14 protein-coding genes are annotated in these 11,886 nt (G+C 71.2%); 4 read left to right on the forward strand and 10 right to left on the reverse strand.

Features of this window, described 5'->3' with window-relative positions:
• Window positions 1-415: 415 nt before the first annotated feature.
• The gene (tyrS, locus tag ACIP98_RS08295; protein WP_319661305.1) at window positions 416-1,681 is read right to left on the reverse strand and encodes a tyrosine--tRNA ligase; all 1,266 of its coding nucleotides are present in this window, start codon (window positions 1,679-1,681) and stop codon (window positions 416-418) included.
• 65 nt (window positions 1,682-1,746) lie between these two features.
• Window positions 1,747-2,424: a DNA-3-methyladenine glycosylase gene (locus ACIP98_RS08300; RefSeq protein ID WP_319661304.1), complete on the reverse strand. Its 678-nt coding sequence runs from the start codon at window positions 2,422-2,424 to the stop codon at window positions 1,747-1,749.
• Window positions 2,425-2,508: 84 nt separating this feature from the next.
• On the opposite strand from ACIP98_RS08300, the gene ACIP98_RS08305 reads away from it, so the two are divergent.
• The 3 genes from ACIP98_RS08305 to ACIP98_RS08315 all read left to right on the forward strand — a co-directional run bounded on the left by ACIP98_RS08305 (window position 2,509) and on the right by ACIP98_RS08315 (window position 4,760).
• Entirely contained in the window at window positions 2,509-3,291 is a 783-nt protein-coding gene (locus ACIP98_RS08305) for a sporulation protein (protein ID WP_401974430.1), read from the forward strand.
• A 44-nt stretch (window positions 3,292-3,335) separates the two neighbouring features.
• Window positions 3,336-3,872 carry a YbhB/YbcL family Raf kinase inhibitor-like protein gene (locus tag ACIP98_RS08310; protein WP_319661319.1) on the forward strand — a complete coding sequence of 179 codons (537 nt, stop codon included), beginning with the start codon at window positions 3,336-3,338 and terminating at the stop codon, window positions 3,870-3,872.
• Window positions 3,873-4,256: 384 nt separating this feature from the next.
• On the forward strand, window positions 4,257-4,760 hold the full coding sequence (locus tag ACIP98_RS08315) for an HNH endonuclease (RefSeq protein ID WP_319661302.1): 504 nt from the start codon (window positions 4,257-4,259) through the stop codon (window positions 4,758-4,760).
• A 24-nt stretch (window positions 4,761-4,784) separates the two neighbouring features.
• Here the strand turns inward: ACIP98_RS08315 and ACIP98_RS08320 are convergent, their stop codons facing one another.
• From ACIP98_RS08320 to ACIP98_RS08335, 4 genes are all read right to left on the reverse strand, one after another.
• On the reverse strand, window positions 4,785-5,552 hold the full coding sequence (locus tag ACIP98_RS08320) for a sulfite exporter TauE/SafE family protein (protein ID WP_401974433.1): 768 nt from the start codon (window positions 5,550-5,552) through the stop codon (window positions 4,785-4,787).
• A 97-nt stretch (window positions 5,553-5,649) separates the two neighbouring features.
• The gene (locus ACIP98_RS08325; protein WP_319661299.1) at window positions 5,650-6,594 is read right to left on the reverse strand and encodes an SPFH domain-containing protein; all 945 of its coding nucleotides are present in this window, start codon (window positions 6,592-6,594) and stop codon (window positions 5,650-5,652) included.
• Window positions 6,595-6,722: 128 nt separating this feature from the next.
• Window positions 6,723-7,133, reverse strand: a complete 411-nt coding sequence (locus ACIP98_RS08330) for an NfeD family protein (protein WP_401974818.1) — start codon at window positions 7,131-7,133, stop codon at window positions 6,723-6,725.
• 77 nt (window positions 7,134-7,210) lie between these two features.
• Window positions 7,211-8,002, reverse strand: coding sequence for an ABC transporter ATP-binding protein (locus ACIP98_RS08335; RefSeq protein WP_401974435.1), 792 nt, complete (start codon window positions 8,000-8,002; stop codon window positions 7,211-7,213).
• 115 nt (window positions 8,003-8,117) lie between these two features.
• Here ACIP98_RS08335 and ACIP98_RS08340 point away from each other — a divergent pair, with 115 nt between their 5' ends.
• The gene (locus tag ACIP98_RS08340) at window positions 8,118-8,915 is read left to right on the forward strand and encodes a hypothetical protein (protein WP_401974437.1); all 798 of its coding nucleotides are present in this window, start codon (window positions 8,118-8,120) and stop codon (window positions 8,913-8,915) included.
• Between the two features lie 78 nt (window positions 8,916-8,993).
• Here the strand turns inward: ACIP98_RS08340 and ACIP98_RS08345 are convergent, their stop codons facing one another.
• The 4 genes from ACIP98_RS08345 to ACIP98_RS08360 all read right to left on the reverse strand — a co-directional run bounded on the left by ACIP98_RS08345 (window position 8,994) and on the right by ACIP98_RS08360 (window position 11,766).
• A complete protein-coding gene (locus ACIP98_RS08345; protein WP_319661295.1) occupies window positions 8,994-9,233 on the reverse strand; it encodes a chaplin in 240 nt (79 codons plus the stop codon).
• 232 nt (window positions 9,234-9,465) lie between these two features.
• Window positions 9,466-9,717 (reverse strand): chaplin, encoded by a 252-nt coding sequence (locus ACIP98_RS08350; protein WP_319661294.1) that lies wholly within the window; start codon window positions 9,715-9,717, stop codon window positions 9,466-9,468.
• Between the two features lie 206 nt (window positions 9,718-9,923).
• On the reverse strand, window positions 9,924-10,577 hold the full coding sequence (locus ACIP98_RS08355) for a response regulator transcription factor (protein WP_319661317.1): 654 nt from the start codon (window positions 10,575-10,577) through the stop codon (window positions 9,924-9,926).
• 37 nt (window positions 10,578-10,614) lie between these two features.
• Window positions 10,615-11,766, reverse strand: coding sequence for a GAF domain-containing sensor histidine kinase (locus ACIP98_RS08360; protein ID WP_401974441.1), 1,152 nt, complete (start codon window positions 11,764-11,766; stop codon window positions 10,615-10,617).
• Window positions 11,767-11,886 lie beyond the last annotated feature (120 nt).

Below are 11,886 nucleotides of genomic sequence, written 5' to 3' on the forward strand. Positions count from 1 at the left end.
TGGCGTTGACTTTTGGCACGCTGTTGAGTTCTCAAGGAACGGAAGCTTCCTTCGAGACCGTTTCACCGGCCCCTCCGGGCTTTCCCTTCGTTGTCTCCAGCTTAGCAGATCCGATTTCCTTCTCTGCCACCCTCTGGAGGGGGTTTCGCCTTGGCGTTTCCGCCCCGGCGCATTCACTACGTTAGCGGATTCCCTCGCGCTTTGCGAATTCATCCGATTCTCCGATTCGGACGCACGAAAATGCATCCGAATCTTCGGAGAGGGATCGTCGTAGTGAGTGGCCGCCGATCGCAGGATCCGGACGAACCGGACGCACCGTCTCAAGCGGCTTGGGCTACGTTACGCAGGAGCGGCGGCAGAGTCAAGCTCCACCGCCGCTCAAACGTCGAAAACCGGAAAACCAGCCGACGCGGTGTCAGCCGGCGACCACCTCGACCGCCGCGAGGCTCTTCTTGCCGCGGCGCAGGACGAGCCAGCGTCCGTGCAGCAGGTCGCCGGCCCCCGGGGCCGCGTCCTCGTCGGTCACCTTGGTGTTGTTCACGTAGGCGCCGCCCTCGCGGATGGTGCGGCGAGCCGCGGACTTGCTGGCGACGAGCTCGACCTCGGCGAAGAGGTCGGCGACCGGTGCCAGCCCGGACACCGTGGCACGCGGCAGTTCGCCGAGCGCCGCGGCGAGCGTGCGCTCGTCGAGTTCGCCGAGTTCGCCTTGGCCGAAAAGAGCCTTGGAAGCGGCGACGACCGCGGCGCACTGCTCGGCGCCGTGGACCAGGGTGGTGAGCTCCTCGGCCAGGGCGCGCTGGGCCGCGCGGGCCTGCGGGCGTTCCTCGGTCTGCCGCTCCAGCTCCTCGATCTCCTCCTGCGACCGGAAGCTGAAGATGCGCAGGAACTTGGACACGTCGCGGTCGTCCGCGTTGAGCCAGAACTGGTAGAAGGCGTACGGCGTCGTCATGTCGGGGTCGAGCCACACGGTGCCCGACTCCGTCTTGCCGAACTTGGTGCCGTCGGCCTTGGTGATCAAAGGGGTGGCGAGGGCGTGCACGGAGGTGCCCTCGACGCGGCCGATCAGGTCGATGCCGGCGGTGAGGTTGCCCCACTGGTCGCTGCCACCGGTCTGCAGGGTGCAGCCGTAGCGGCGGTGCAGCTCCAGGAAGTCCATGCCCTGCAGGATCTGGTAGCTGAACTCGGTGTAGCTGATGCCCGCCTCGGAGTTCAGCCGGCGGGCGACCGCCTCCTTGGCGATCATCTTGTTGACCCGGAAGTACTTGCCCACGTCGCGGAGGAACTCGATGGCCGACAGGCCCGCGGTCCAGTCGAGGTTGTTGACCATCACGGCGGCGTTGGGGCCCTCGAAGGAGAGGAAGGGCTCGATCTGGGCGCGGATCCGCTCGACCCACCCGGCGACGACGTCCGCGTCGTTCAGCGTCCGCTCGGCGGTGGGCTTGGGGTCACCGATGAGTCCGGTGGCGCCGCCGACGAGGGCGAGCGGCCGGTTCCCGGCGAGCTGGAGCCGCCGGATGGTGAGGATCTGCACCAGGTTGCCGAGGTGGAGGCTGGGCGCCGTCGGGTCGAAGCCGCAATAGACCGTGACCGGGCCGTCCGTGAACGCCTTGCGCAATGCGTCCTCGTCGGTGGAAACGGCGATCAGCCCTCGCCACCGCAGCTCGTCGACGATGTCCGTCACGGTTCTCGTGTCTCCCTGGAGTCGGTCGGTGCCTCGTACCCGTTGCGTACGGAGTCTTACCGAGACTACGCGTTCGGCTCGACTCCTTTTGCGCCTCCCTGGGCGCGGCGGCGCGGTGCGTGGGCCCGGTACGGGCTGACCGTGGGGTCCCCGTCGATGTAGAAGCGCCAGGGGTGGGCCGCTCCTTCGCCGCCGACGCCGGTGCGCGGGCCGTTGCGCACGGCCGCGCGGTCGACGGGGGTGCCGGCCAGGATGCGGAAGGGGGAGTCAGCGGGACCGTCCGGGCAGACGTCGGCGCCGTTGAGTGTGCGGTCGACGTCCAGGGCGGTGGCCAGGCGGGCGGGTCCCTGGGCGAGGTCGTGGGGGCGCCGGGAGCTGACCCGGCGGGTGCGGGCGAGCTCGGCTCCCTCGATGATCTCGCCGCCGCGCAGCAGGATCCCGCTGGGGTTGCCGCCGGGGCCGCAGACGATGTTCAGGCAGTGCCACATGCCGTAGGTGAAGTAGACGTAGGCGTGACCGGGTGGTCCGAACATCACGGCGTTGCGGTCGGTGCGTCCCCGGTAGGCGTGGGAACCGGGGTCGGCGGGGCCCGCGTACGCCTCGACCTCGGTGAGCCGCAGGGCGATGGGGCCGTCATCCGTCGTGCGTACCAGGACTCGCCCCAGGAGCTCGGGGGCGACCTCCAGCACCGGGCGGTCGAAGAAGGACCGGCGCAGGGGGATGCTTTCGGGAGCCGCGATCATGCGGTACGAGAGTAATGGAACCGTTCGGGGTGGGGCCGCGTTCGTAATGACCGAGGCAACCGCCAGTAAAGGGAGAGGGACATCGTGGGCTTCAAGAAGCTGCTTGCGAGCTTGGGTGCCGGGGGCGCGTCGGTCGAGACCGTGCTGGGCGAGCCGAATGTGGTGCCGGGTGGTGTGGTCCAGGGCGAGGTGCGCATCCAGGGCGGCTCGGTCCCTCAGCAGATCGAGGGGCTGTCGGTCGGCCTGCAGGCCCGTGTCGAGGTCGAGGGCCAGGACGCCGAGTACAAGCAGGACATCGAGTTCCACCGGCAGCGGCTGGGCGGCGCGTTCGAGGTGCAGCCGGGTGCGGTGCACGTGGTGCCGTTCGGGCTGGAGATCCCGTGGGAGACGCCCATCACGACCTTCCTCGGCCGTCACCTGACGGGGATGAACGTCGGTGTGACGACGGAGCTGGCGATCGCCCGCGCGGTGGACTCCGGTGACCTCGACCCGATCAACGTGCACCCGATCCCCGCGCAGCAGGCGCTCCTCGACGCGTTCGGCCGGCTGGGTTTCTCCTTCAAGAACGCGGACCTGGAGCGCGGGCACATTCGCGGTACCCGGCAGCGGCTGCCCTTCTACCAGGAGATCGAGTTCTTCGCGCCGCAGCAGTACCGCGGGCTGAGCCAGGTGGAGCTGAGCTTCGTCGCCGACGGCCACGAGATGGACGTCATCCTGGAGATGGACAAGAAGCCGGGTCTGTTCAGCGAGGGCAGCGACGCGTACCGCTCGTTCACCGTGAACCTCGACAACTTCCAGGCCACCGACTGGGCGGGGTACCTCAACCAGTGGCTGGCCGAGGTCGGCGGGAAGCGCAACTGGTTCTAGGATCGGCCGGGGACAGCGCTTTTCGCGATCAGGAGGTAACCGTGGTGACCGAGCAGAAGCGGCGGCCGCTCCCCCATGACTTCCACCCGCCGGTGCCGTCGTTCACGGTCGTGAGCGACGACATCGAGCCGGGCGGCACCCTCAAGGACGACCAGGTCCACGCCGAGGGGAACATCTCGCCGCACCTGCGGTGGGAGGGCTTCCCCGAGGCGACCCGCAGCTTCGCGGTGACCTGTTACGACCCTGACGCGCCCACCGGCAGCGGCTTCTGGCACTGGGTGCTCTTCGACATCCCGGCGTCCGTCACGGAGCTGCCCGCCGGGGCCGGCAGCGAGGGCTTCAAGGGGCTGCCCGAGGGCGCGGTGCACGTCCGCAACGACTACGGCACCCGGGACTTCGGCGGGGCGGCCCCGCCGCCCGGGGACGGATCGCACCGTTACGTGTTCACGGTGTACGCGGTGGACCAGGAGAAGCTGGGCCCGGACGCCGACGTGTCGCCCGCGGTCGTCGGCTTCAACCTGCGCTTCCACGCACTGGCCCGCGCCCATGTGATCGGCGAGTACGAGAACCCGGGGGCGTAGCCTCCCGCGGCCGGTAATTCCGTTGCGCCCCGGCGCTCCCGCACGCACAGTGGTGTCTGCCTGGTGACCAACCGTCACCGGGGGTCGGCACCGCAGTGGCGGGAGCGGCGGGGCGTTGCGCTGTGCGGTTCTCGCCGCGCGACATGCCAGCTGTTCGCCGGAGTCCGGTCATGCGCCCGGGCGTCCGCGCCGACTGCCGCGCCCCGGGCGCCCGCGTTCCCCACGGGGGGCGGGCGCCAGGGGTGGCGGGCAGTTGTCCGTTGGGTTTCCCGTTTCCTCCTGTTCGCTTTTACGTGCGGAAATTGCGTTGTCCGCACGGGTATGGCCCGGTCACAGTGGAGCCACTTCGCCACACGGCGAGGACGGACCAGAGGGGTGGGCGAAATGCGGGAGACGCTGGTACTGAACGCGACCTTCGAGCCGCTGTCGACGGTGTCGCTGCGGCGCGCGGTGGTGCTCGTGATGCAGGACAAGGCCGTGGTCGAGCAGGCCCACCCCGGGCTGCGCATCCGTGCCGCGGCCGTGGACGTGCCGGTCCCGCAGGTGATCCGGCTCTGCCGGTACGTACGGGTCCCCTTCCGACAACGGGCCGCCTGGTCGCGGCGGGGGGTGCTGGTGCGGGACCGTCACCGGTGCGCCTACTGCGGCCGGCGGGCGACGACCGTGGACCACGTGCTGCCGCGTTCGCGCGGAGGCGGGGACACCTGGCTGAACACCGTGGCGTCCTGCGCGGAGGACAACCACCGCAAGGCCGACCGTACGCCGGAGCAGGCGGGGATGCGGCTGCTGACGCTGCCGTTCGAGCCGACGCCGGCCGACGCGCTGCTGCTGGCACTGGGCCTGAAGGACCGTGAGGACGTACCGGAGTGGCTCGCGCTGCCGGCGTGACCGGGCCGCGCGGCGGTCGTCCGGCTACTTGACGAGCAGCTGGACGATCGCCGCGATGCCGACGACGACTATCACGCCGCGCAGTGCGGTCGGCGGCAGCCGGCGGCCGATGCGGGCGCCGAGGACACCGCCGACGGCTGCGCCCGCGGCGATCAGGCCGACCGCGGCCCAGTCGAAGTCGGCGACGAAGAGGAAGAAGACGGCGGCGACGCCGTTCACGATCAGCGCGAGGACGTTCTTGACCGCGTTGATGCGCTGCCAGCTCTCGTCGAGCAGGACGCCCATGAGGGACAGGTATATGACGCCCTGGGCGGCGCCGAAGTAGCCCCCGTAGACGCTGGCGAGGAGCAGGCCGAGCGGGAGCAGCAGACCGCCGTGCTCGGGGGCGTGGGTGCCGTTGCCGGCCCTGCGGGCCTGGAGGGCGCGGGAGAGCCGGGGCTGTACGACGACGAGCACCAGGGCCAGGCCGATGAGGACCGGGACGATGGTGTCGAAGGCCGATGAGGGCAGTGCCAGCAGCAGTACGGCCCCGGTCAGTCCGCCGCACAGGGCGGCGGCGCCGAACCGGAGCAGGCGGTCCCGCTGGCCGCGCAGCTCGCGCCGGTAGCCGATGGCGCCGCTGAGGGATCCGGGGACCAGGCCCAGGGTGTTGGACACGTTGGCGGTGACGGGCGGCAGGCCGACGGCGAGCAGGACCGGGAAGGTGATCAGCGTTCCCGATCCCACGACGGTGTTGATCGTTCCGGCGGCGACGCCTGCCGCGAGGACGGCAAGGGCTTCCCAGAGCGACATCTGCGGCCTCCATGATCGGTGCGGCTCCTCCCCGCCGTCGAGGTCGAGGGGAGCGCACGGATCATGTCACAGGCGGGGCGGCGCGACGGACGGTGCTTCAGTCCTTGTCGAGCCGGGGGGTCTCGCGGCGGGGGCCGCCCTCGCCGTTGGTGCCGCCGCCGGCACCGGGGGCGCCGGGGAGGTTGACGATGCCGCCGAGGCCCTTGAGCGCGTCGTTGAGCTCGCTGGGGATGATCCAGAGTTTGTTGGACTCGCCCTCGGCGATCTTGGGCAGCATCTGCAGGTACTGATAGGCCAGCAGCTTCTGGTCGGGGTCGCCCTCGTGGATGGACTCGAAGACGGTGCGGATGGCCTGGGCCTCGCCCTCCGCCCGCAGGGCCGCGGCCTTGGACTCGCCCTCCGCGCGCAGGATCGCGGACTGCTTCTCGCCCTCGGCGGTGAGGATCTGGGACTGCCGGATGCCCTCGGCGGTGAGGATCGCGGCACGCTTGTCGCGGTCGGCGCGCATCTGCTTCTCCATCGAGTCCTGGATGGAGGTGGGCGGCTCGATCGCCTTCAGCTCGACGCGGTTGACGCGGATGCCCCACTTGCCGGTGGCCTCGTCCAGGACGCCGCGCAGGGCCGCGTTGATCTCCTCGCGCGAGGTCAGGGTCCGCTCCAGGTCCATGCCGCCGATGATGTTGCGCAGCGTGGTGACGGTGAGCTGCTCGATGGCCTGGATGTAGCTGGCGACCTCGTAGGTGGCGGCCCGCGCGTCGGTCACCTGGTAGTAGATGACCGTGTCGATGTTGACGACCAGGTTGTCCTGGGTGATCACCGGCTGCGGCGGGAAGGGCACGACCTGTTCGCGGAGGTCGATCCGGTTGCGGATGGTGTCGATGAACGGCACCACGATGTTGAGGCCGGCGCTCAGCGTCCGGGTGTAGCGCCCGAAGCGCTCCACGATCGCGGCACTGGCCTGCGGGATGACCTGGACCGTCTTGATGAGCGCGATGAAGACGAGCACCACCAGGATGATCAGGACGATGATGATCGGCTGCACGTCCACTCCCACGCCGTTTGCTGCTGACTGTCAGTACGAAGACATGATCAAGTCTGGCAGACCCCCGCGGGAGGCGGGCCGGGTTCGGCGAATTCCCGTTCCGGATCCGGTGCGGGGCTCGGGCCGGTTCAGATCACGACTGCCGTCGCGCCCTCGATCTCGACGACGTCCACACTCTCGCCCGGATCGAAGTGGCGGCCGGAGTCGAGGGCCCGGGCGGACCAGACTTCGCCGTTGAGCTTGATCCGACCGCCCTGTCCGTCGACTCTTTCCAGGACGACGGCCTGGCGGCCCTTGAGCGCGTCGATGCCGCTGCGCAGCTCCGGTCGTTGCGCCCTGCTGCGGTTGGCCAGCGGACGCACCACGGCGATGCCGGCGACCGAGACGATCACGAAGATCAGCACCTGCGGTGTGATGCTCAGGCCGAGCCCTGCCGCGATGGCGGCGGCGACGGCCCCGACCGCGAACATCGCGAACTCGGGCATCGCGGTCACCACGAGCGGAATACCCAGCCCCACGGCGGCGATGAGCCACCACAACCAGTCGTCCACACCTCCATCGTAGGGCCCGGAGTGGATCTGTGACAGGGTGCGACGGCTCTCCCCCGAACCCGGTCCTACTTCAGGGGCAGGCCGTTGGCGCTCCAGCGGTCGCCGCGGCGCTCGACGACGAGCGGCAGGCCGAAGCAGAGGGACAGGTTGCGGGAGTTCAGCTCGGTCTCCATGGGGCCGGCCGCCACGACCCTGCCCTGACGGATCATCAGGACGTGGGTGAATCCGGGGGCGATCTCCTCGACATGGTGGGTGACCATGATCATCGAGGGTGCGATCGGGTCGCGCGCGAGCCGGCCGAGCCGGCGCACCAGGTCCTCGCGGCCGCCGAGGTCGAGACCGGCGGCCGGCTCGTCGAGGAGCAGCAACTCGGGGTCGGTCATCATGGCGCGGGCGATCAGGGTGCGCTTGCGCTCGCCCTCCGAAAGGGTGCCGAACCTGCGATCGAGGTACTCGCTCATGCCGAGGCGGTCCAGGAAGGCGCGGGCCCGGTCCTCGTCGACCTGCTCGTAGCTCTCCTGCCAGTGGGCGGTCATCCCGTAGGCGGCGGTGAGCACGGTCTCCAGGACGGTCTGCCTGCGGGGCAGCTTCTCGGCCAGGGCGACGCCCGCGATGCCGATGCGGGGCCGCAGCTCGAAGACATCGACGCCGCCCATCTTCTCGCCGAGGATCTGGACGGCGCCGGAGGTCGGGAAGAGGTAACTGGACGCGATGTTCAGCAGGGTCGTCTTGCCGGCGCCGTTCGGGCCGAGGATCACCCAGCGCTCGCCCTCGGCGACCGACCAGGAGACCTGGTCCACCAGAGCCCGGCCGTCTCGGACCACGGTTACGTCCACCAGCTCCAGAACATCGCTCATGAGCGCGTTGTCTCCCAATTCCCGATCGCGTGTCTGCCGTCGCGGGCGTCTTCAGGCACCGCCCCCAGGGAAATCTACGCCACGGCCGACCTGCCCCAGTCCTTAGGCTGGGGGGATGCTCGATGAACCTCGCTCAGGACGGTTGGCGGCTTGGGGGAATGCCCTGATTGCCGGACTTGCCGCACCGGACGACGCCGCTCAGGAAGTGATCGCGGGCGATTCGGCCCACCGGATGGCCGGGCTGCCCGGGGAGTCCGCCCCGGTGGGGCTCACTCTCGGCCTCGGCAGGCTGCGCGCCCTGGGGGTGACCGGGCTGCGTGTCGCGCTGCCGGTGCCGGGCCACCCGCTGGGGCTGAGCGGGCCCCCGGAGTTCAACGCCCGCGCGATGGCGGCCGGGGAGGCGGTCGTCGCGGTGGGCGGTCCCTCGATCGGCTTCGTGCCGGAGGTCACAGAGGTCGGCCCGCGCGGGGACGTGCACGTGGGGGTGGAGTGGCAGTGCCTGGAGGTGCGGGACGCGCCGCCGGCCGACGTGCCCTCCCTGGGGGAGGCCGAGAGGGAGCTCGCCGAGGCCCTGCGGGACGCCACGGCGGCGCTGGCCCGGCTGGACGTGGCCGGGGCCGGTCCGGCGGCCCAGGCGGCGCTGGAGGCCTACCGGGCGCGTGCCGAGCGCGGACGTGAGGTGCTGGCGCCGGGCTATCCGCCGCGGGCGGTTCGGGTGCTGGAGCTGGCACAGCGGGTCGGAGCGCTGGTGGCCATCGCCACCGCCGCGCAGTCGGAGCACGGCGGGGCGGTGAGCGCCTCGGAGATCGCGGCGCGGGCGGAGCTGCTCCGGCCGGTGGAACGCACGGCGCGGCGGGCGCAGGTGGCTGCCTACAACGCGTACGTGGAGGAGAGCGAGCGCCGCCGGGGCTGAGGCGACCGGGCCGCGGACCCGCCGGAGCGGTACGCGAAGGGCCCCGTGGACGAGGTCGTCCACGGGGCCCTTTCGGTGTCAGTCGTTGAAGCAGACGTTCCCGATCGCCGGGTTCAGCAGCCCGATGACGTCGATGGTGTTGCCGCAGATGTTGACCGGGATGTTCACCGGCACCTGGATCACGTTGCCGGACAGCACGCCGGGCGAGCCGACGGCCGCGCCGCCCGCGTGGGAGCCGGCGAACGCGGTGCCGGCGGTGCCGGCGGCGGCCGTACCGGCGGCGGCGATGACGAGGGCGGCCTTCTTGGCGCTGTTCATGAGAGCTGTTCCTCCTGTGATGACGCGGTCCCAGGTCGCGGGGCCGCACTGTGGGAACGCCGTTGCCGGGGCGGTGACACGGGCCCACCGTCGGAAACCTCCGTACGGCGGAACTCATGGGCGGGAACAGTCAGGAACGGGCGCAAATGAACGGAAAATGGGACCGGCCCCGGAGGTGGTCCCCCGGGGCCGGCGGTCACTGCCGGACCGCGGCATTGCCGCGGTCACATGGTCACTTGTTCAGGCAGAAGTTCCCGATGGCCGGGTTGAGCACGCCGATCACGCTGATGGTGTTGCCGCAGACGTTGACGGGGATGTGCACCGGCACCTGGATCGTGTTGCCCGAGACCACGCCGGGCGAGCCCTTCGCGTAACCGCCGGCGTGGGCACCACCACCGGTGTGAGCGGAGGCGGCACCGGCTCCGACCAGGGCGATGCTTCCGGCGACCATGGTGACGGCGGCGACCTTGTGCAGGTTCTTCACTTTCTTGACCCTCCTTGCATGTGGTGCCGCGGCAGTCGCCGCAGCACGCCATGAAGAACGGGGCAGACGGGCCCAGGTTGCGCCATCCGGGCGACATACACCCGACGGTATGAATCTCAGTCCGGTGCGCGACGATCGGCTTGTCCTACCGATAAGGCGGTGCCGGCCTGCCGCCCGCCGAGGCAGTGCGGGCCGGGGCCGCCCGTTCACGTCCCGATGCCGTGCCGGACGGCCCACAGGGCCGCCTGGGTGCGGTCGGACAGGTCGAGCTTCATCAGGATGTTGGAGACGTGGGTCTTGACCGTCTTCTCCGAGAGCACCAGCGCGCGGGCGATCTCCCGGTTGGAACGGCCCTCGGCGATCAGCGACAGCACCTCGCGCTCCCGCTCGGTGAGCGTGCCGCCGCGGCCCTGCCCGGAGGCCGGCTCCTCCTGGGAGAGCAGCACGTCGGCGACCTCCGGCTGCAGCAGCACGTGCCCGGCGTGGACGGAGCGGATGGCACCCGCCAGGGCGTCGGGGTCCACGTCCTTGTAGACGTAGCCGGCCGCGCCGGCACGCAGGGCGGGGACGACCGTGCGCTGCTCGGTGAAGCTGGTGACCACCAGCACCCGCGCCCTGCTGCCCGCCTCGCGCAGGCGGCGCAGTGCCTCGATCCCGTCGGTGCCCGGCATCCTGATGTCCATCAGGATCACGTCCGGCGCGAGCTCCTCGGCGCGCCGCACACCCTCGTCGCCGTCCGCCGCCTCGCCGACGACCTCGATGTCCGGCTGCACTTCCAGGAACGTCCGCAGGCCCCGCCTGACGACCTGGTGGTCGTCCACCACCAGGACCCGGATCGCCCGTCCCTCCGTCGCCTCCAGGCCCTCCCCGAGGACCTCCGGGCCGTCGCTCTCCCGGTCACCCACCGGGCACCTCCATCTCGACCACGGTGCCCCTGCCGGGCGCCGACTCCACCGTCAGGGCGCCGCCGACCCCGTCGGCCCGGTCGCGCATCGAGACCAGGCCCAGGTGGCGTCCGGCGCGCCGTACCGCCGAAGGGTCGAAGCCCCGTCCGTCGTCGGTGATCCGGAGCACCGCCCCCCTGCCACGGGCCTCCAGGCGCACGGTCACCGTGCTCGCCTCGGCGTGGCGCAGCGCATTGTGCATGGCTTCCTGGGCGACGCGCAGCACCGCCTCCTCCTGGGCGGCGGGCAATGCCCGCACCTTGCCGTGGCTGAAGGAGACGCGCGCCGTGTGCGCCCGGCCGAGGACCTGCGCCTGAGTGCGCAGCGTGGCCAGCAGCCCGTCCTCGTCCAGGGCGGCGGGGCGCAGCTCGACCACGACCGCGCGCAGTTCGTCGGCGGCCTCCGCGGCGAGCGCGGCGACCTGGCGCAACCCCTCGCGGGCGCGGACCGGGTCGCGGTCCACCAGTGCGGCGGCGGCCTGGGCGGTGAGCCGCAGCGAGAAGAGCTTCTGCGAGACGGCGTCGTGCAACTCGTGCGCGATGCGGGCGCGTTCGCCGGCGAGGGTCAGCTCGCGGCTGCGCTCGTAAAGGCGCGCGTTGGTGAGGGCGATGGCGGCGTGCGCGGCCAGGGTGCGCAGCAGTTCCTCGTCCTCCGCGGTGAAGGCGCACCCGCCGCCGGCGGGTCGCGGGCCGCGCTTGTTGGCGAGGAAGAGCGCGCCGAGGACCTCGTCGCCGTCGACCACCGGCATGCCGAGGAAGTCGCTCATCTCGGGGTGGGCGGCGGGCCAGCCGCCGAAGCGCGGATCGGCGCGCACGTCGGCGAGCCGCTGCGGGCCGGCCTCGTGGAGCATCGCGGCGAGGATGCCGTGCTGGCGGGGCAGCGGGCCGATCGCCCGCCATTGCTCGTCGCTGACGCCGTCGACGACGAACTGCGCGAAGCCGCCGTGGTCGTCGGGCACGCCGAGCGCCGCGTACTCGGCGTCGAGCAGTTCACGGGCGGAGGCGACGATGGTCTGCAGGACCTCGCGTACCTCCAGGTGCCTGCTCATGGCGAGTACGGCCGCGCTCACCGCCTCGACACCGCGACGGGATGACCGGCTGTGCATGGCTTCACCGTACTGGGGGGCGCGGCATCCGGGATCGGCCGCGGGACCGGCGGGACCAGTCCCCCGGACCTAGGCCGAAGTGCCCTTCCGGCCGCGACGGGGTGCCCCCGCCCGCCGGGG

The sequence above is a fragment of the Streptomyces sp. NPDC088354 genome (genome assembly GCF_044753585.1).
GTDB lineage: Bacteria > Actinomycetota > Actinomycetes > Streptomycetales > Streptomycetaceae > Actinacidiphila.